Here is a 19,586-nt window from a genome sequence, read left to right as displayed (position 1 = left end):
ACATTTTCTAGGAGGATTTTTTTAATGGGTTTTTTAACAAAAATGTTTTCCTATCTTGCTCATTCATTCGGTACGTTGACAAAATTTTTCATAAAAAAAACAGAAATGCCAATCACTACACGCGACAACATAATATTCATTAGCGAACAATTAGAAAAGGCCTTAACTTCCAATTCTCCTCAGACAAAAGTTGCCATCGGAGCAGAAAAGGAGCTCGTTTCATTGATTAAAAAGCAAACAGAAGAAGGCAATCTGAATAATATTACGCGCACCAAAGCGTATTTTTCATTTTTTCAGCGCTGTCCAGAAGTGCATTGGGCGTTTTTAGCCCATACTGTTTCAAGAAATGGTGGCTGGAATATGACAGATTTAAAAGGAGACATCATTGGAAATATTATTTCTAAAAAACAAATTGAGCCGCTTTTTTTATGTTTGGAACGTGCGAATGCGTTTATTTTTCAAGATGCCTATCCTCAGCTTCTTTTATATGAAGAAAGTAAACGAAGAGGGGAGAACGTTTTTCATTTGTTGCCGAATTTTTCGGTGTCTTCGTTTATGCGACCGTTTTGGGAGCATTTTTTACTTACGAAAAATTCATCGTTGCTGACCGTTGCCTTAATCATCAATGAACAGCAACATATTCAAAAACATGTCATTGAACAGCCGTTTTTTCAAGAGCATGTTCTTGAAACACTATCATTCTTGCTTCAACAATGGTTAGGATTTACCGATGTCCTCATCCCTTTTTATGACAAAAATAAGGTGAGACTTGCCGGAACAACCATTCACGATTTTGCAAATGTTGACCATCGCATCGTAATCGGCAAAACGCTATATGGAATGTTGTTTCATCATAAAAAGATATACAACGGGGCTTACGAGTTTGCGTTGAACACTCCACATACAGGCTCACGCGCCGACTTTTGGCCGCACCTTTTCTTTCATACTGTAAAAATGCGAAAAAAGGCTTCTATTTATAGTCCAAAACTAGTGAATGCGTGGCCAAACATAAAGCACCGGTATCCAGAACAAGATGATTGGTTTGATGATTTATCAGTGGTGAAACATCTTCACACGATTCCTATTTTCAAAAACTGCGACTTAACCGATAACTACTTGACGAATATCATCGAATTATCTTCATTAGCCCGATCGAAACAATTTCTGTTTTGAACGGCTCCTACTGAATTTAAGTCTTGCCGATGATTAATGGTCAAAATAAAAGAGGCCGACCCTCAAGCAAAGTGTCAGACTCCACAACCACAATATATACTATGTATCATGGTTTTCGCGTGAGGTCAGACACGTTTGGGTCGGCCCCTATTTTCATTGGTTAGTCTTCTATTTCATATTCTTCGTCAATAATGCATTTTTCAATTAAGTAATCGAACGTAATATCCGCAATCTCCTCGAGTTCCACTTTTGTCGGCATAAAGCCTCGACGAATCAGCTCATTGTAAAAGAATTCTGCAATTTCTTCCGTATCAATTACTACTTCAATTTCTTTCACAACATCGCCCCCTTTGTATTGTTTTATGTCCATGTACTCCTTTTTATGACAAAAGAATTTTTTGAATCTTATGTATAATATCCATTTCAGCAAAATAAATTAGTGATAGCTAAACACGAAAGGAGAAACATAAGAAATGGACAAGCATATTGAGGTCACAAATGGAGAGCGGATGGATGAGACAATGACAAAATGGATGGAAACGATGACAGATTGGCTGTTTAAAATCATTGTTTTTTTAGGCATCCCTTATTTTCTGTATATCCTTATACAATTTTTTCAAATGTAGCTGCTACCCGTTTGGTTTCTTAGTCACTAAATTTTGCAGATTTTTCAACGTCATCTTCATCACTTTTTTATACTCTTCATCATGAAACCACTCATATAACCGTTTATAATCATTGTAAATATCTAAAAGTTCGTCAACCATTTCTTTATACTTTTTTTTTGCCTGCCACCATTCTTTTTCCGATTTTCCATACATATGCATTCCTTCTTCCCACTCCGACTCATCATTGAAAATAGGTGATAGCGAAACAATATCTTGCACGAAAACAAGCGAGTGGTCGTTGGGAGCGATCGGTATAAGTTCATCCGGACTTGCTTCGAGCATTTTTCCGTCTGTAAGACGCGTAAGCTCATATATAATTTCCTCCCATCCCTCGTCTTGATAACGCCAAATTTCTGTACGCACGCCTACGATTTTGTACAAATCGGAACCTTGATTTCTCACTTGAACCATTTCTCCCAAAAAATATGGCAATTCAACTTCAATTTCTTCTATCACTAATAAATCACCATCAAAATCGGAAAGTAATATTAATGTATGTTCAAGAAATAGACTATTGCTATGATTAATTTCATATAAAAATGTTCCATCAAACATTTTTATATCGGTAATTGTTCCAACCGTGCCATATAACAAATTCACAACAATATCTCCTATGGCAAACTTCGGTTTTTGCTCAAAATCCATTACTTTCCCTCCTTTTTGAAGTTTTCTAGTCCGCGTATAGTATTATATGCATATACAAAAAAACCCGACACTTATTGTGCCAGGTTGATGGTGATTGATAGAAAGCACATTTGTTAACGCTTTCAAAAACTGTTCATCAATAAACGATCCACATCTCTTGCATATACCGTTCCCAAATTTGGTCAAATATGCTCATACTCTCTAAATAATCCCCATTTAGCTCAAGGTATCTGCTAATCTCATCATAATCTGAAGATGATTTTGGAAAACCGTGATCATGATAGGCATGATTCGCAAAGCTGACAAACGGATCATCTTTTTGACCATCGCGAAACGTGAGTAAATAATGATAAAACGATTTTCTCATTTCTCCTCACCTCTTACATACTTAATTTTTACATATTGTAATGATTTTTTTACATTTTGTGAAGCTTTTTTAATCCATAAATTTGAAATAGTTTCTTTTTAAGATTCTCGGCTGACTCATTAATTGATCATAGTCCATCTTTTGGACAAGAGATTTTGTATCAATTAAAAATAACTGATCTTCTATGCTCTCAACGATGTCGTCTTCTTGATAAACGATTCCGCATTCGTTACAAGAGATACTGGGGGTATTCGTTATTTCAATTGCCCGCGTGCCATCAGGTAATTCCCAATAAACGGTGGCTGCGATCGGTTTTACGTTGGTAGATGTACACCAGAGACATTTCATTGCTGCTCTTTCTCCTCTCTGTTATTGAGTTTCTTTAACATCGCTTCAAATTTCTTTTCTTTCATTTCGTCACGCTTTTGACGAAAATCTTTTAATGACTTATGGTCAGGATTGGTTTCGTATGCCCGTCGGCGCTCAATGCGCTGAAGATCTTCCGGAACAATATTGAATTTGGATTCGTTTGCAAGCGCTGCAATTCCCGTTGTCGATTTTTTCTCCGCGAAATCAGGAAATATTTTTTGAAAATATGCTTCAGCTGTACCTGCTACATAGTCTTTCGGCTCCGGATAAAAAGTAATGACTCCCTCATAATTACGCAAAATGACTTTATCAGGAGTTTGTGAAATGAGATAGTTTGGCTGAAGCGCGATTTTTCCACCGCCGCCTGGCGCATCGACAACAAATGTAGGTACAGCATAACCAGATGTATGGCCACGTAAGCCTTCTATAATTTCTAAACCTTTTGCGACCGGTGCGCGAAAATGGCTAATCCCTTCTGATAAATCACATTGATAAATATAATAAGGCCGAACGCGAATCTTGACTAAATCATGCATAAGCTTTTTCATAATCGCAACACTGTCATTGATTCCTTTAAGAATAACAGCTTGATTTCCTACTGGAACCCCTGCGTTGACAAGCATTTCACATGCTTTTTTAGCTTCCTCCGTAATCTCAATCGACGTATTAAAATGAGTATTTAACCAGATTGGATGATACTTTTTTAAAATGCTACATAAATTTTCTGTTATTCGCTGCGGAAATACTACAGGAGCTCTTGTACCGATGCGGATAATTTCAACATGTGGAATTTCACGAAGTTTTTTCAATATATATTCAAGGATTTGGTCATTGACTAATAGCGCATCTCCACCGGATAATAATACATCTCTTATTTGTGGTGTTTGTGCAATATATTCAATAGCTGTATCCAACTGCTTTTTCGGTACCCCCATGCCGATTTGCCCAGAAAATCGTCTTCTTGTACAGTAGCGACAATACATCGAACACTGATTCGTAATGAGAAATAAGACGCGGTCAGGATAACGGTGCGTTAGACCAGGAACTGGAGAGTCTTCATCTTCATGAAGTGGATCTTCTAAATCATATTTTGTTTTATATTGTTCCTTTGCAACAGGTACGGATTGCATGCGAATCGGACAACGCGGATCATCTGGATCCATTAAGGAAGCATAGTAAGGAGTGATGTTGAGCGGAATAGTTTTTGCTGAAATTTTCACCCCTTCCTCTTCTTCTGGTGTTAAATGAATAACTTTTTTCAAATCATCAAGCGTACGGATGGTGTTCGTCAATTGCCAGATCCAATCATTCCATTTCTCTTCTGTTACATCTTTCCAAAGCTCAATTTCTTTCCAATGCCGCTTTGGTTTATATAATTGCATTTGCATGCGTAATGCCTCCTTCATTCGTAATGTATTACTATTACATGCAAAGCACGGCAAAGACGTAACACGTTATTATTGTTTTATTGCTCATAAGCTAAATTTTTAAACCAAACGTTCATATCTTCTAATTCTTGATAAATATAACAATTATTTGTTAAGCGACCCGCATATTGATAACCGAGTTGGTGAAAAACGGCGTTCATCCCGAAGGATTTAGCGCGGGCCAAAGAGTAAGCACAAAATATGCCATTCTTTCGTAAGTCCATCTCCAGTTGGTAGATTAAATGTTTCATAAATCCGTGTTTACGATGTTCCGGAAGTGTCGCACAATCTGTTAACTCTGCATTATGATACGTCTCGTTCACTTCTGCTGAAGCAGCACTTACAATTTGTTCGTCTTTTTCAATGACATAAAAGATTGTTCCACTTTTCAGTATGTGCAATACATAATCCATCTGCTGCAATGGTGTCGGATAAACAGCAAAGACGGTTTTATACAATCCCGATAACTCCGCGGCATCTTTTTCTTCTGCTTTTCTCATGAAGAATCCATCAGGCAAAGATGATAAATCGTTATATCTCGTTTGACTTTGAATGGAATGAATGATTTCGTCTTCTTTACACCAGTCATCACTTTGTCTTCTCCCTGCTATTAAATACTTTGCCAAAAAGTAAACATCACTGCCATTAAAATAGCCTTGAATCCATCCTTCATTAATAAATCCCTTTTCTATAAAAAGAGGAACATGCTCAAATCTCGCTTTTATAATGATTTTTTCATATAATTTTTGCTTTGCCTCCTTTTCTATATACTGAATGAACTCATATAAATGACCACGATAATCTTCCACCCTGAGCCTTTTGTTAAAATCATCATAAATGATATGGCACCAGTATGTTTCTTTGTTCACGTAACATTGATTAGATGGGCAAGCTACAGCACCTCCTTCCATTACACGCATTTTTTACCATGCATACGATGTAAAAGGTCATTTCATACATCTTTTTACAAATGATGCATGATTGTCTGTTCAATTGCGTCCAGTCCTTCTGTTCATTGTTCGCTTGAAATGACAAACGGTGAGAGAAAACGAATGACATTGCTGCATAATCTAGTCATTAAGACGTTCTTTCCCCCGCTTCATCGATTTCACACCAATGAATAATCGTTAAAGCAAGAATTTCTGCCGCTATCAACATGTTGTCGATTTCAATATATTCGTTCGGATGATGGGCAACAGCAGTGGTGCCCGGTCCAAATACAATCGTTGGAATTTGGCCGACTTGCGAAAGTAATCCACCATCTGTTCCCCATGGAGACGCTTCAACCGTTGGTGTTTCTCCTTTAACACGTTTGTACGCATCCGCTAAAACTGCTACAAGCGGATGATTTTCATCAATCGAACTTGGCAGCCATTGAGCACCGAACCACTCTAGTTCGACAGGATGCGTTTGAAACCAGTTATCACTCTGATTGATTACGCTTACACAATGCTCCATTTCTTGTTTGGCCATCTCCACCGTTTCGTTCGGCGCTACGCCCATTCTCCCTTCAATGACGACTCGGTCCGGTACAGAAGAAGGCCACGTTCCTCCTTCAATTTTGCCAACGTTAATCGGAACCGGAATGGAAATATGTTGAAAGAGCGGGTCAACAACACGAGCGTTTCGCTCTAACTCTAACTCTTGAAGCTGCTCTAAGACCATTTTCACTTTTTCAATTGCGCTGACTCCTTCGTAGCGCGTTCCACCATGAGCCGATTTTCCATGTACGGTAATACGAAACCAAAGCGAGCCTTGCTGCTTCGGAAACAATTTCATGTTTGTTGGCTCTGTAATGATTGCCCCATCAGCTTTATATCCCCTTAAAATAGCTGCAAGAGTTCCCGCCCCTCCGCTTTCTTCTTCAACGACACTTTGAAAAATGACATCTCCTTTCAAACGAATTCCTACAGCCTTGATGGCTTCGAGCGCGAGCAGAAAAGAAACGGTTCCCCCTTTCATATCAGAAGCACCACGCCCGTAAACTTTTCCTCCCTTTATTGCTCCGCTATACGGCTCATCTTCCCATTGTTCCACTTCTCCTTCAGGGACAACATCAATATGACTGTTTAAAATGAGAGAACGCCCCCCTCCTGTGCCTCGCAAGATACCAACTACATTCGGACTGTTCGAAAAATCGGTGCGGGGGGAAATAAAGTACGGATGTTCTCTCAATTTTTCTCCATCCGGCTCCCATATATCAATCTCTAAACCTAGCTGGCGGCATTTCTCAACAACGATTGCCTGCGCTTTTGCTTCATTCCCTTGTGTGCTCGCCTGTTGCACTAATTGCGTTAATAAGCGGATGCCGTTTTTCCGCTGAACGTTCAACCATTCGTGAATCATCTTTTGATAATGTTTCATTTTCCCTCTCCTTTTCCCTTACTAAACACGCTTTAAAGATTTTGAAATCATCAACGGTGCTGCAGTACATTGCAACACATCGTTTAAATCATATGGCTCCATAATTTCTGTTAATAACAGACCTTCTGTTGTTACTTCCATCACTGCCATATCTGTAATGATCAAATGAACGCATTTTCTCGCTGTCAGCGGCAATGTACACGCTTTTACGATTTTCGGCTCACCATGTTTATTTACATGATTCATTACCACGACGACTTTCTTCGCTTTTTGCGCCAGCTCCATTGCTCCGCCAATTCCAGGAACACGCCTGCCGGGAATCATCCAGTTCGCTAAATCGCCCTTCTCGCTTACTTGTAATGCACCTAACATGGTAACATCAATTAATCCTTTTCGTATCATGGCAAATGCAGTGGCGCTGTCTGAATAAGAAGCACCTTTTATGACCGTAACCGGATACCCACCTGCATTGCATAAATTAGCATCTTCTTCCCCTTTTTTTGGACTTTCTCCCATGCCGAGGATTCCGTTTTCCGATTGAAATATAACGCGCACACCTTCCGGCAAATAATCGGGAACCATCGATGGAATACCGATTCCAAGATTAACAATCATTCCGCTTCTCAGTTCTTTTGCCGCACGTTTTGCCATCCGTTCTCTTACTCCCAAGCCCATTTCCAATTCACTCCTTTACTTTGGACAATGTGGTTAATAAAGATGCCGGGAGTAATAATTTCCTCCGGATTTAACTGACCAAGAGGAACAATCTCCTCTACTTCAGCAATCGTGATATGCCCTGCCATCGCAACATATGGATTGGTATTGCGCGCACTTTTGTCGTAAATTAAATTTCCAAATGGATCTCCCTTTTTCGCATACACAATTGACACATCGGCTGTAAGCGGCAATTCTAATAAGTAGCGCCTTCCGTCTACTTCAATCACTTGCTTTCCTTTTGCCACCCATTCATTATCAACCCCGATATCGACGAGTATTCCGCCAAGTCCGACACCGCCGGCACGAATACGTTCAACAAGGACACCTTGAGGTGAAAATTCAACTTCTAATTTTCCCTCGTGCATTAATTTTCCAGCAGCTGGATTGGAGCCGATGTGGGAAACAATCGCTTTTTTCACTCTTCCCCTGCTCACTAAACGACCAACACCAATGTCTGGAAATCCGGTATCATTACAAATTAACGTCATATTTTTGACTTCTTTATTTAAAATAGCCTCAATCAAGGAAGGCGGGGAGCCAATTCCACCAAAACCGCCAACCATTAAAGAACAGCCATCGTCAATATGCTGTACCGCTTCATGTAAGGAAATGACTTTACCAAATTCATTATTCATCATCGTCATCACCACCAATCGGTAGTTCACGCTCTAGCTGTAAAAAAGTTTGTTTGAGCAACGTAATGAGTTCATCGACTTCTTCTTTTGTAATCGTTAACGGCGGGGCAATGATAATAGCCGCTCCATCTCTTCCATTACCTGCAGCTGCTGGATATACAAGCAGACCAAGATGTTGCGCCTTTGTGACGACTAACTCCGTAAATGATAATGGACTTGGAAGCATGCCTTTCGCGTTGGGAACCGCAAATTCTATACCGATAAGCAATCCTTTGCCGCGAATATCGCCAATCCATGGAAACCGCTTTTTAAAAGAAGTTAATTGAGTAAATAAATATCGACCTGTTTCTGCTGCTTTTTCTGGCAGACGGTGCGTTTCAACATAGCTCAATACCGCAAGAGCCGTTGCTGCTGATAGCGGATTGGCGCTTAATGTATGCCCACTCATAATCACGCCGGAGCCTTCAAAAATCGGCTCTAATACTTGTTTGCTTGCCAGCGTTGCCGCAATAGGAGTATAGCCAGCCCCTAACCCTTTTCCAAGAGTAATCAAATCCGGCTGCACATTCCAATGTTCGATTGCGAACATTTTCCCTGTTCGTCCAAGCCCGGTCATGACTTCGTCGACAATCAATAAAATGTCGTATTTATTACAAATATCGCGAATTTTTTCATAATATCCGTCTGGTGGAGTAATGGCTGCTCCAGCTGCACCGATAATCGGTTCAGCGATAAATGCTGCAATATGCTCTGCACCGATGCGTTCAATTGCTTGCTCTAGTTCGCGTGCACATTGCAGCTGACATGAAGGATAAGTGGAATGGTACGGACAGCGATAACAATAAGGGGCGCAAATGGATGGAAAGTCCTCTAATAAAGGGACGAAGCGTGCACGTCGCGTCGGGTGTCCTGACATCGAAAGCGCGCCAATTGTGATACCGTGGTAACTCAGCCAGCGAGACAAAATTTTATTTTTTCCCATCTTTCCTTTTTCTTGCCAATATTGAATTGCGATCTTCATCGCTGTTTCCGTCGCTTCTGAGCCGCTGTTGACAAGGAATGTCCCGTATTCTCCGCCGGGTGCCAGCTGACTCAACTTGTCTGCTAATTTTTCAGCCGGCTCGCTTGTAAATTGGGAACGATATACAAATGCTACTTTTTTTGCTTGTTCATTCATGACATGAATGATTTCCTCAACCCCATGCCCAATGTTAGCGGTGACTGCGCCGGAACAACCGTCCAAATATCGCTTTCCAGCCACATCATATAAATAGACGCCTCTTCCGTACGAAACGAACGGATAATCGCGCCTGAGATGTGGTTTGATCAAATAGGTTCGTTCCATCACTGTCCCCCCTAATAATCATGAGATGTCTTTTAGTGAAATGTATGATAAAAAGTAAAATTTCATGAAAATAAAAAAGGGCTGATCAGTCAGCCCTTTTACTTGATTACTTTTTTGAATTTAAGATGCTTTTATGAATCCAAATCGCGGCTTGTACTCCTTCCGCCATAGCAATCGACACTTGCTCGGAGTGGACGCCAATATCTCCTGCCGCCCAGACATTTTCCATATTCGTTTGTTTCGTGCGCGGATCGGTTGGAATATGTTTGTTTTCAAGCCGCTCCACACCTAATCTTTTCGCTAATTCTGTATTAACTTTGTTGTTGCCAAAAGCGATAAAGCCTCTTTCTGCTGACAACTCCATTCCGCTTTGCAGACGCACTCCACAAAATTGTCCTTCTTTATCCAAAAGCACCTCCTCAATAGGCTCGCGAATATACTGAATCTTTTGTTGCATTAGTTCACTTTTTAAGTTGATTGATAAATCTTCTCCATCATGGTTGATATAAATAATATCTTTTGTCCAATAAAGCAATGTGATAGCCATATTTGCTCCTGTTGTTCCTGCACCAAGTACAATCACCTTTTTATTTGCCACTTCATATCCATCACAATCTGGACAAACATATACGCTCGTTCCTAAGCATGGGATTAAGTTAGTAATCGGTGGAACGCGGTCTTTAACGCCGGTTGCTAATAAAATCCGTTCTCCTAAGTAATTACAACCCCTTTTGCCTTGTAACAAAAATACGTCTCCCTTTTTTTGAGCATCAATGATCTCATCTTCTACAAAATGAATGTTTAGCCTTGTCGCATGTTTACGACCGAGTGCACGCAATGTCTCACCGCTAACCCCATCAGGCCAGCCAAGTAAATTATGATAAGCCCGACAAAGGTTTGAACGTCCATTATTGGAATCTACAACAAGCACGTGATGACGATACCTTCCGAGTTGAATCGCTGCTTGCAATCCAGCAATTCCGCCGCCGATGATAATACATTCATAAATAGGAGGATTCACAATTTCACTCCCCGTCCATAAGTTTATTTACCTATAATTTGTCTCTTTTTCTGTCGTTCTAACCGTATCTCAGACAAACAATGATGAAGTTTTTCCTCTAAAGAAAAAAGGCAGCTCAAGCATGGAATTGCACCATGCAGAGCCAGCCTCTTCTTACAATTGAACAACTTGTTCTTTATTCGCAAAATCAATCTCAAATCCTATGTCTTCCAACATTTTGAAATCTTCTGACTTCTCTTGGCCGTCTGTTGTTAAATAATCGCCAACAAAAATCGAATTCGCTGCATATAGCCCCAACGGTTGAAGGCTTCGTAAGTTCACTTCACGGCCTCCAGAAATCCGGATTTCTTTCGTCGGATTGATATAGCGAAACAGCGCTAACACTTTTAAACAATATCTAGGATTTAATTCGTTTGTTCCAGCCAGCGGTGTACCATCGATGGCATGTAAAAAGTTAACCGGGATGGAGTCTGCATCAAGCAGTTTTAAACTGCGTGCCATATTGATGACATCCTGTTTCGTTTCTTTCATGCCAATAATCACGCCGGAACATGGAGAAATTCCCGCCTGTTTAACCGTTTCAACTGTCCTCACGCGGTCATCATATGTATGTGAGGTGGTAATATTCGGGTGATGTTCCTTTGAAGTATTAATATTATGATTGTAGCGGTCAACCCCGGCTTCTTTCAATCGGCTCGCTTGTTCAGGCGTTAAAATTCCCAAACAGGCACAAATTTTTAAACCAAATCTTTCTTTAATTTCCTGAACGGCCGCAACAACAGTATCGATTTCTTTTTCGCTCGGACCACGCCCGCTTGCAACAATACAATATGTCCCCACTTGCATACGATGTGCTTCTTCCGCACCGCGTATGAGTGTCTCTTTATCAACCATTTTGTATGTTTTCACTGGCGCTGTAGATATGGATGATTGTGAACAATAACCACAATTTTCTGGACATAATCCGGATTTGGCGTTAATAATCATGTTTAATTTTACTTTGTTTCCATAATAAGTTCTGCGAATTTTATATGCCCCTTGTAGCAATAAAAGCAGTTCTTCATCTGGACAGTCTAAAATCGCTTCTGCCTCTTCATCTGTTATTTCTCTACCTTCTAGTACGCGATCAGCTAATGCTAACCAATCTACCATTCTCCTTCTCCCCTTTCCACGTTATTACAATAATGGTATTGTATCAGAGAGCTAATTGTCAACCTTTACAAAATGAAAGTTAACTATTTTTTATATAAAAATAAGAGGATGACCAAAAACAAAGTGTCAGACCCCATAACCACAATATTTCCCACACCATGTTTAGGAAATACGCTTTGTGAGATCAGACACTTATAGGCCATCCTCTTCTTAAGATACTGTTTCTTTTATCCTTATATTTGTCAATTTCTCGACAATATCGCGGGCAATCCATACACCGCATGCGCTTGCCTGCGCGAGACCACGGGTAATCCCCGCTCCATCTCCACCAACATATAATCCGGAAATTTCCGTTTCAAACCGATCATTTAACTTTGGACGGGCGGAATAAAATTTCGCTTCCACTCCATAAAAAAGCGTATGTTCAGAAGCAAGACCAGGTGTAACATGATTAAGCGCCTCTGTCATTTCAATTAAACTTTTCATTGTATTATACGGCAGGACAAGACCTAAATCACCGGGCACCGCTTCTTTTAATGTCGGCTCAATGAATCCCTCTTTAATTCGTTTTTCTGTCGAACGTCTTCCCTTTAAAATGTCCCCGTATTTTTGCACGATCACTCCGCCATTGGACAAGGCATTGGCAAGACGGGAAATTTCATGGGCGTACTCATTCGGTTTATCAAACGGATCGGAAAATTTATGCGAAACAAGTAAAGCAAAGTTTGTATTATTGCTGCCAAGCTTCGGATCTTTATAGGCATGACCGTTGACAAGCATAATGCCGGAGTGGTTTTCAACAACAACATGCCCGGATGGATTACTGCAAAATGTTCGTACTTGCGTGCCTACCGAAGTATTAAAAATAAATTTTCCTTCATATAAATGTTCGTTGATTTCTTCCATTACAATGTTGGATGTCTCTACACGAACACCGATATCTACCTGGTTATTTATCATGCGAACGCGTCGTTTTTTCAAAATTTTTGACAGCCAGGCAGAGCCATCACGCCCTGGAGCGATCACGACTTTTTCAGCAGTAATAACCTCTCCGTTTTTTAATACAATTCCTTTTATACTGTGATGATCTTTTTCTTTTTCCGTTACAATGTCTTCGACTTCTATTTTAAATACCATATCGATTCGTTCACGCAAATATTCGTATATACTTTTTAAAATCTCCAAGTTTTGTTCTGTACCTAAATGACGCACATAAGCACGAAGTAATTTCAGTCCTACAGCATATCCGCGCCGTTCAATTTCCTTTACTTTTTCTGTCATTGGATCCGTAATCGTTTCTGTTGCTCCATGTTTTAAGTTAATTTGATCGACGTATTTAATGAGTTCAATCACCGTTGAATCTGGAAGATAATCGGTCATCCAGCCACCAAATTCACTTGTAATGTTAAATTTTCCGTCAGAATATGCACCAGCGCCGCCAAATCCGTTCGTGATTGAACATGCCGGAACACACCCCGCATAATCTTTTTTCCCCGCAGGTGGTGGACATTTTTCAATTTTCTTTTGCAAAATTGGACAATTTCTTCTATAAATATCGTGTCCTTTATCTATTAATAACACGTTTGCTCCAGGCAGTTTTAACGTCAACTCATAACATGTAAATATTCCTGCCGGTCCAGCCCCGACAACAATGACATCATAATGAGCTTTCATATATATATCCCCCATAAAATTCGTTATATTTCTTTTTCCATTTGTAAATATACCAATATTGGTACAAATAGTCAATATAATAAACGAACTTTTTAAAACACATTTATTTTTAATGTTCGGTTTTTACTTGATCGTTTATACATAAAAACGAGGCTGACCTAAAAGCTCTTGTCAGCCCCCACAACATATATAGGACATAATTATGAATAAAAACGCTATATATTGTGAACTACGCGTAAGGTCAGACACTAATGGATCAGCCCCGTTTTCATGACATATTAAATTTTACATGGTTAAAAACAAATACTCGCTGATCATCATCAACGGTATATTCAGAAATGTTATATGTTCATTTTCACCTGCTAACACCCTCATCAATTTTGACAGTTGCCTGTGAATCGCTAGATAAATGTCGAGCATACGGTTATTTTCGAATAAATAGAGGGCTTTCGTTCATGCATCACTTAATTAGCTTCTCAATAGTATCCATACTTAAACCTTTTCGTGTATATTTATATGAGTAATGCTCTTGTGAATGAAAAGGAATATTGCTAATCTTTAATAATGAAGATAAGTAGGAAAGGAAGAAATGAGAATGAAATTTTTGTTAAAAAATTTTTTAAATGGAGTTTTGACGATTGTTCCAATTATTCTCGCGGTTTATGTGTTTTATAAAGTGTTTTCATTTTTTGATGGATTATTAGGAAAGTATCTAAAACCGTATTTACAAGATTCATATATACCCGGAATTGGCATTTTATGCACGATGATTTTAATCACATTCCTTGGCTGGCTCTCTACTCAATATATCAGTGGCCAGATTATAAAACTAGTCGACCGGCTCTTAGAAAGCATCCCTCTTATTAAAACTGTTTATTCGGTTATAAAGGATACGGTTGCTTCGTTTGTCGGAGAAAAACGTTCATTCTCAAAAGTTGTGCTCGTTGAATTGCCGAATACAGGAATGAAATGTATAGGTTTTATTACATCGGAAGAAGTAGAAACATTTCTTAATCCGTTAAAAGACCATGTTGCTGTTTATATTCCGCAAACCTTTCAAGTTGCCGGCATCACATTTTTAATTCCGAAAGAACAAATTCAGGTTCTGGATATTAAGCCTGAGGATGCAATGAAATTCGTTCTTTCTGGTGGGATGACAGCCTCAAAAAAATGAGGCTGTCATCCCACCATATCCCCTATTTCCTCTATATCTGGACGAGAGAGGCTTGCTGCTCCCGCTCAAAAATAACGTTTTTTCCAAAAAATAAACGCAGTAATACTTGATAACAACACTGATATTAACATCGCGATGATAAACGAATAAGGGGAATGTTGATATGGAATCGGCACATTCATTCCGTAAAAGCTTGCCACCATTGTCGGTAACGATAAGACGATTGTAATGGCGGTTAAAAACTTCATCACAATGTTCACATTATTAGAAATGACAGAGGCAAATGCATCCATCATTCCGCTTAAAATGCTGCTGTAGACTTCGGTCATTTCAATCGCCTGCTTGTTCTCGATAATGACATCTTGTAGCAAATCTTGGTCATCTTCATACATCCGTAAATAATTAAGCCGCAAGAGCCGCTCCATCACGATATTGTTCGATTTAAGCGATGTCATAAAATAGACTAAGCTTTTTTCCATGCTTAATAGGGAAAATAATTCTTTGTTTTTCATCGACTGATGAAGTGCTTTTTCGATTGCACTCGTTTTGCGGTTAATCTGCTTCAAATAACGTAAATAATACGTAGAAATCATATATAACATTTGCAACGCAAATCTCGTTTTCATGAATGTATAAAAATTTTTAATTTTATTTTTTGTAAATTCCTCAAAAATCGGATTTTCTTGTATACAAACAGTAATAAAGCATGTATTGGTAATAATCATACCAATTGGAATCGTCTCGTATATTGCTCCATCCACTTCATCATGTGTAATAATCGGAATATCAACAATAATTAAAACATGGTTGTCTTCTTTTTCAATCCGTGAACGTTCTTCATCATCCAGCGCATCTTTTATCGAATCAATAGGAATATCAAGATGATTGGCAATATAACGAATTTCCTCTTCTGTCGGCGCCACCAATTTAATCCAGCAACCATTTTGCAGTTCATGAATTTCTTCTAATTTGCCATCATTCTTTGATAAATAGATGTTCATCATAACAACTTCCTCCTTTACAGACGAGGAAAGTTTCTATCTTTTCTTTTCAAATGGAGCTCGTTTTCGATCATTGAGTAGCTCGTTCATTTGAAAAGAAAATAGTGCTTCCTCGTATGATTCCGGTTCTGGTTCTGGTGAACTTTGCCTACTCATATACGAAAACTTCACTCCTCTCATTAAAACATCTTTCTCGATTAATGATAACGTTCAAACGCTTATTTGTATAGCAAAAATCGAATAAAAATCATCATTTTTACGATTTTTTCTTTCCTTTATTGATTTTTATAAAAAATAAAAAAACAGCTGCCTTATAGCAACCGCTTACCATGAGTGTTGATTATCTACTTATAACTATTTTCTCGGTGATTCACCCTTTTCTGTCGTAATACCCGAACGAGAACGCCAGCGGAAAAATACAATTGTCCGCCAAGCGTTCTCCGTTCTGATTAGGCATGCGCCCACATGCCCAGTCAACTAAGCGTTTCACTTAGCTGACTTCGGCAGAAAAGCTACTTAAATAAAAACCGGCTTTATCTCGATTTTATTGGTTAATCAACCCACCTAACCGCTTTACTCACTTGATTGAGTTGTATTAAAAAATTCTTTCTCTTTATCTTGCTGCTTAGATACTGCTTTTGCCGTTCTTTTTTCTCCCATTATCCCGTCTGATTCATAGCTCAGCTTCATTGAATGAGGCTTTTGCTTCATCGGATTTTCTCACTCCTTTCCACTATGTTTAATCTGTGTAAAAATTTAAACATTTAATCAATATCGTTTGAATTTTGTTATCTTTTTGTATAGATTCGGTTAAATAACACAAATATTGGACGAATTACCATATAATCTGAATTGAGCCGATTCATTCGGCATATAAAACTGCTAGGGGGAAGAGGAATGAAAATGAAAAAAAGCTTACTATTAAAAGTTGGTGCTTCATTGCTAGCAATCATGTTCATGACAGCTTGTAACAATGCAGACGAAGAAAACAACGGTACTGAAACAAATCAAACGGAACAAACGGATGAAAATACACAACAAGAAATAAACGAAAACCAATAATCTAATCGCGTGTAAAAGAGGGTCTGGCCAACTTAGGTCGGACTCTTTTTATGCAACTAATTTCTGGCATCCTCATTACTTTTTCTCTATAATGGAGATATCGAAAGGTGGTGTTGCAAGATGAAGATCATCATTAAACCGAAAGCGTTGGAATGGTATAAAGAGGAGTTGGACTTAAAGCAAGGTGATTTCGTGCGTTTTTTCGCTCGCTATGGCGGATGCAGTAACGTTCAAAAAGGGTTTTCCCTTGGAATTAATAAAGAAGCACCGCTATCTCCAGGAGTGCAAACCGTCATCGACGGCATTACATTTTTTATTGAACAAGGGGACATGTGGTACTTTGATCAACATAATTTAATTGTTGATTTCGATGAACAGTGGGGAGAACCTGTTTTTCTTTATGAATAATTTACATAGTCAAGAGGCTGAAGGTCAGACTCCGCAGTGGCAATATTTATAGTCACCCATTTGCGGCAGTCAGACCTTTACAAAAAACAGCCTCTTTTTTATCGCTCTTTTTGCAAAATCGCAATCGTACAGCGGGAAACAGAAACAAGCCGTTCTTTTTCATCGGCAATTTTAATATCCCAAACCATTGTTGTTCTACCGCGATGAAGCACCGTTCCTGTCGCCGTTACTTTTCCGTCGCGAACACTTCGAATATGATTAGCATTAATCTCTAGTCCGACGACGATTTCCTTTTCTTTATCGACGAGCTCATAAGCACCTATGCTTGCAACTGTCTCTGCTAAAGCAACAGACGCACCACCATGAAGAACTCCAAACGGCTGACGTGTTCGCTCATCAACCGGCATAGTGGCAACGACTTTCCCCGCGGAAATTTCAACAAATTCAATCCCAAGCGCTTCTAACAATGTATTTTTCCTCAATTGTTCCATAACCTTCTATCACTCGCTTCATGCTTGTTTTTTAACTTGCTCATATGCTTCATGCCAGTCAGGAAAATATTTTTTTATAGAGATCGGCCGGAATGAATCGCGTTTGACACAAACATGTTGTGAAGTAGCCGTTGCTGCTATCTCTCCATCGGGCGTTAAAATTTCATAACCGTATGTAACACGAATGCCATCATAATACTCAATCCACGTTTTGACTGTCGCTGTTTCTCCATAATGTAGCGGTTTTTTGTATGAAATTTGCAAGTCCGTTACCGGTGATATGACTCCTTCTTTTTCCATATCAGCATAATGAAAACCTAATTCTTTAATGAATTGTGTTCTTCCTATTTCCATCCAAACAAGATAGTTTGCATGATAAACAACACCCATTTGATCCGTTTCTGCATATCGTACTTCAATTTGTTTCTCAACGACCTTCAAGTTTCTTCCCCCGTTCTCATTTTATATATACTAACGTTATCTTAACATATTCGTCGAAAAAACGATAGAAATGAAAAAAGCCGCACATCGGCGGCTAACTTCGTTGTTATTGATATCCATTCTCACGTGCGGCAGCTTCATCTTTAATTTCAGATCGCATGGCTGCAATCGCTTCTTCGCGTCGTTGATTTTTTGCTTCAATGTTTGCCCTCTCTTCCGGGCTTGAAAATTGCATTGTTTCATGCGCTTGTTCAATATTTTCAATTGTATTTTGTACCATATCTTGTAATTTTTCGACATTATCGCTACGATCGTCTGGATTTGGTCGATTGTGTGCCATCATAACTCCTCCTGTATAATCAAGATAGTACAAAAGTAGTATGAAGCATCGTTATGAATTTTATGAGAAATTTTATTTACCAATAAATATATTATGTTTACTAATTTTATTCGCCTTTTGTTTGAATGACTTGTGCATGTTGTCCTGAATTATCTTGCATCTTCTTCCCTTTATTTCCACCCGCTGCGCGCGGTTGTGTACCTATATGATTAGTAACAAAATCCTCTGGATGTCTCTTTGGATTACCCATATCTCTCGCCTCCTCATCATCTAGTTTGCCCGCAATGGATCACAGTATGTGCTATTCCACTTTTTTCAATATCCGCTCTTCTAGCTTTTCTTCAATTCTTTCCATTGCTTCGCGATCATTTAACAACTGACGTTTGTTTTCCGATATTAGTTCTTCTAACGTTAGTTTTCGTATTTTTCTCATTTTTTTCACCTCATTTATTAATTATAATTTTATTAATTACCATAATTCATGATAATTATTACAAATTTTCGAAAATAATAAAAAAGCACCCTAATCGGATGCTTTTTCATCTTATTTCATACTTTCCGTCAATTCAACCATTTGATCATATGTCATCGGTCCGACGTACTTATGGCGAATAATTCCTTCACTATCAATAATATACGATGTTGGAATTGGTGAGATTTTATAGAGCTTTAATACATCTCCCTCTTCATCTAACACGACAGGAAACGTCAAGCCATTTTCCTTGATGAAAGAATGGACCTTATCTCGGGAATCTTGCGATGTTAAATTGACTGCAAAAACTTCAACATCTTTGTTATGTTTTTCATAAAAATTTTGCATCTCAGGCATTTCCGCGCGACACGGTGGACACCATGTTGCCCAGAAATTAAGAATTACTTTTTGTCCCTGCAATTCAGATAGACGAATGGACTTTCCATCAAGAGTTTTCAATTCAAAATCTGGGGCGGCATTTCCAATTGCAAGCCCTGTCGTTTTTTCGTTGTTTTCTGCCAACACTTGCCACAATCCATAACCGACAAGTCCAAGCAGCAATAATGTTGCGAGCAGCTTTTTCATCAGTCATTCCCCCTCATTGATCAAGAAACACAAGTACACTTAACACCCCTGCTGC

At 38.9% G+C, this 19,586-nt stretch carries 26 protein-coding genes; 5 read left to right on the top strand and 21 right to left on the bottom strand.

The features are described 5' to 3' along the window. Positions 1-24 precede the first annotated feature (24 nt). Positions 25-1,173 (top strand): DUF2515 family protein, encoded by a 1,149-nt coding sequence (locus tag HNQ85_RS03385; protein WP_181536180.1) that lies wholly within the window; start codon positions 25-27, stop codon positions 1,171-1,173. Positions 1,174-1,333: 160 nt separating this feature from the next. Here HNQ85_RS03385 and HNQ85_RS03380 read toward each other — a convergent pair whose 3' ends face one another. Beyond that, positions 1,334-1,510, bottom strand: a complete 177-nt coding sequence (locus tag HNQ85_RS03380) for a YozD family protein (protein WP_181536178.1) — start codon at positions 1,508-1,510, stop codon at positions 1,334-1,336. Between the two features lie 136 nt (positions 1,511-1,646). On the opposite strand from HNQ85_RS03380, the gene HNQ85_RS03375 reads away from it, so the two are divergent. Beyond that, the gene (locus HNQ85_RS03375; protein WP_181536520.1) at positions 1,647-1,799 is read left to right on the top strand and encodes a DUF3930 family protein; all 153 of its coding nucleotides are present in this window, start codon (positions 1,647-1,649) and stop codon (positions 1,797-1,799) included. A gap of 3 nt (positions 1,800-1,802) precedes the next feature. Here HNQ85_RS03375 and HNQ85_RS03370 read toward each other — a convergent pair whose 3' ends face one another. From HNQ85_RS03370 to HNQ85_RS03315, 12 genes are all read right to left on the bottom strand, one after another. Next, a complete protein-coding gene (locus tag HNQ85_RS03370) occupies positions 1,803-2,486 on the bottom strand; it encodes a hypothetical protein (RefSeq protein ID WP_181536176.1) in 684 nt (227 codons plus the stop codon). A gap of 136 nt (positions 2,487-2,622) precedes the next feature. Next, a complete protein-coding gene (locus tag HNQ85_RS03365) occupies positions 2,623-2,853 on the bottom strand; it encodes a YozE family protein (RefSeq protein WP_181536174.1) in 231 nt (76 codons plus the stop codon). 69 nt (positions 2,854-2,922) lie between these two features. Then, the gene (locus tag HNQ85_RS03360; RefSeq protein WP_181536172.1) at positions 2,923-3,201 is read right to left on the bottom strand and encodes a YokU family protein; all 279 of its coding nucleotides are present in this window, start codon (positions 3,199-3,201) and stop codon (positions 2,923-2,925) included. Beyond that, positions 3,198-4,610 carry a lysine 2,3-aminomutase gene (gene kamA / locus HNQ85_RS03355; RefSeq protein ID WP_181536170.1) on the bottom strand — a complete coding sequence of 471 codons (1,413 nt, stop codon included), beginning with the start codon at positions 4,608-4,610 and terminating at the stop codon, positions 3,198-3,200. Before kamA ends, HNQ85_RS03360 begins: the two co-directional genes overlap by 4 nt. A gap of 77 nt (positions 4,611-4,687) precedes the next feature. Next, positions 4,688-5,560, bottom strand: coding sequence for a putative beta-lysine N-acetyltransferase (gene ablB / locus HNQ85_RS03350; RefSeq protein WP_181536504.1), 873 nt, complete (start codon positions 5,558-5,560; stop codon positions 4,688-4,690). A gap of 166 nt (positions 5,561-5,726) precedes the next feature. Further along, entirely contained in the window at positions 5,727-7,013 is a 1,287-nt protein-coding gene (locus HNQ85_RS03345; RefSeq protein ID WP_181536168.1) for a peptidase, read from the bottom strand. 21 nt (positions 7,014-7,034) lie between these two features. After that, on the bottom strand, positions 7,035-7,694 hold the full coding sequence (locus HNQ85_RS03340; RefSeq protein WP_181536165.1) for a 3-oxoacid CoA-transferase subunit B: 660 nt from the start codon (positions 7,692-7,694) through the stop codon (positions 7,035-7,037). After that, positions 7,673-8,374 (bottom strand): CoA transferase subunit A, encoded by a 702-nt coding sequence (locus HNQ85_RS03335; RefSeq protein WP_181536163.1) that lies wholly within the window; start codon positions 8,372-8,374, stop codon positions 7,673-7,675. The genes HNQ85_RS03340 and HNQ85_RS03335 overlap by 22 nt, the downstream gene beginning before the upstream one ends. Continuing rightward, the gene (locus HNQ85_RS03330; RefSeq protein ID WP_181536161.1) at positions 8,358-9,710 is read right to left on the bottom strand and encodes an aspartate aminotransferase family protein; all 1,353 of its coding nucleotides are present in this window, start codon (positions 9,708-9,710) and stop codon (positions 8,358-8,360) included. Before HNQ85_RS03330 ends, HNQ85_RS03335 begins: the two co-directional genes overlap by 17 nt. Before the next feature lie 106 nt (positions 9,711-9,816). Continuing rightward, complete coding sequence (locus HNQ85_RS03325) at positions 9,817-10,719, bottom strand: FAD-dependent oxidoreductase (RefSeq protein WP_181536503.1); 903 nt, start codon at positions 10,717-10,719, stop codon at positions 9,817-9,819. 165 nt (positions 10,720-10,884) lie between these two features. Continuing rightward, positions 10,885-11,883 (bottom strand): biotin synthase BioB, encoded by a 999-nt coding sequence (gene bioB / locus HNQ85_RS03320; protein ID WP_181536159.1) that lies wholly within the window; start codon positions 11,881-11,883, stop codon positions 10,885-10,887. A 210-nt stretch (positions 11,884-12,093) separates the two neighbouring features. Continuing rightward, on the bottom strand, positions 12,094-13,557 hold the full coding sequence (locus HNQ85_RS03315; protein WP_181536157.1) for an NAD(P)/FAD-dependent oxidoreductase: 1,464 nt from the start codon (positions 13,555-13,557) through the stop codon (positions 12,094-12,096). Positions 13,558-14,152: 595 nt separating this feature from the next. On the opposite strand from HNQ85_RS03315, the gene HNQ85_RS03310 reads away from it, so the two are divergent. Further along, positions 14,153-14,731: a DUF502 domain-containing protein gene (locus HNQ85_RS03310; RefSeq protein ID WP_181536155.1), complete on the top strand. Its 579-nt coding sequence runs from the start codon at positions 14,153-14,155 to the stop codon at positions 14,729-14,731. A 65-nt stretch (positions 14,732-14,796) separates the two neighbouring features. Here the strand turns inward: HNQ85_RS03310 and HNQ85_RS03305 are convergent, their stop codons facing one another. Both HNQ85_RS03305 and HNQ85_RS03300 read right to left on the bottom strand, forming a co-directional pair. Further along, positions 14,797-15,735: a magnesium transporter CorA family protein gene (locus HNQ85_RS03305; protein ID WP_181536153.1), complete on the bottom strand. Its 939-nt coding sequence runs from the start codon at positions 15,733-15,735 to the stop codon at positions 14,797-14,799. A 570-nt stretch (positions 15,736-16,305) separates the two neighbouring features. Continuing rightward, positions 16,306-16,443 (bottom strand): hypothetical protein, encoded by a 138-nt coding sequence (locus HNQ85_RS03300; protein WP_181536151.1) that lies wholly within the window; start codon positions 16,441-16,443, stop codon positions 16,306-16,308. Between the two features lie 186 nt (positions 16,444-16,629). On the opposite strand from HNQ85_RS03300, the gene HNQ85_RS03295 reads away from it, so the two are divergent. Further along, positions 16,630-16,794: a hypothetical protein gene (locus HNQ85_RS03295; RefSeq protein WP_181536149.1), complete on the top strand. Its 165-nt coding sequence runs from the start codon at positions 16,630-16,632 to the stop codon at positions 16,792-16,794. A gap of 120 nt (positions 16,795-16,914) precedes the next feature. Beyond that, positions 16,915-17,202 (top strand): HesB/YadR/YfhF family protein, encoded by a 288-nt coding sequence (locus tag HNQ85_RS03290; protein ID WP_181536147.1) that lies wholly within the window; start codon positions 16,915-16,917, stop codon positions 17,200-17,202. Positions 17,203-17,300: 98 nt separating this feature from the next. On the opposite strand, the gene HNQ85_RS03285 is transcribed toward HNQ85_RS03290, so the two are convergent. From HNQ85_RS03285 to HNQ85_RS03260, 6 genes are all read right to left on the bottom strand, one after another. Beyond that, the gene (locus tag HNQ85_RS03285) at positions 17,301-17,693 is read right to left on the bottom strand and encodes a hotdog fold thioesterase (protein WP_181536145.1); all 393 of its coding nucleotides are present in this window, start codon (positions 17,691-17,693) and stop codon (positions 17,301-17,303) included. Between the two features lie 18 nt (positions 17,694-17,711). Continuing rightward, positions 17,712-18,134 carry an acyl-CoA thioesterase gene (locus HNQ85_RS03280; RefSeq protein ID WP_181536143.1) on the bottom strand — a complete coding sequence of 141 codons (423 nt, stop codon included), beginning with the start codon at positions 18,132-18,134 and terminating at the stop codon, positions 17,712-17,714. Positions 18,135-18,240: 106 nt separating this feature from the next. Next, positions 18,241-18,474 carry a small acid-soluble spore protein Tlp gene (gene tlp, locus HNQ85_RS03275; RefSeq protein WP_181536141.1) on the bottom strand — a complete coding sequence of 78 codons (234 nt, stop codon included), beginning with the start codon at positions 18,472-18,474 and terminating at the stop codon, positions 18,241-18,243. Between the two features lie 106 nt (positions 18,475-18,580). Then, positions 18,581-18,724: an acid-soluble spore protein N gene (locus HNQ85_RS03270; protein ID WP_181536139.1), complete on the bottom strand. Its 144-nt coding sequence runs from the start codon at positions 18,722-18,724 to the stop codon at positions 18,581-18,583. Positions 18,725-18,775: 51 nt separating this feature from the next. Then, on the bottom strand, positions 18,776-18,907 hold the full coding sequence (locus tag HNQ85_RS03265; protein WP_181536137.1) for an FbpB family small basic protein: 132 nt from the start codon (positions 18,905-18,907) through the stop codon (positions 18,776-18,778). 111 nt (positions 18,908-19,018) lie between these two features. Then, positions 19,019-19,531: a peroxiredoxin family protein gene (locus HNQ85_RS03260; RefSeq protein WP_181536135.1), complete on the bottom strand. Its 513-nt coding sequence runs from the start codon at positions 19,529-19,531 to the stop codon at positions 19,019-19,021. Positions 19,532-19,586: the final 55 nt, after the last annotated feature.

This window comes from [Anoxybacillus] calidus, from assembly GCF_013760845.1.
GTDB classification, from domain to species: domain Bacteria; phylum Bacillota; class Bacilli; order Bacillales; family Anoxybacillaceae; genus Paranoxybacillus; species Paranoxybacillus calidus.
This window is presented reverse-complemented; position numbering and strand designations above follow the sequence as displayed.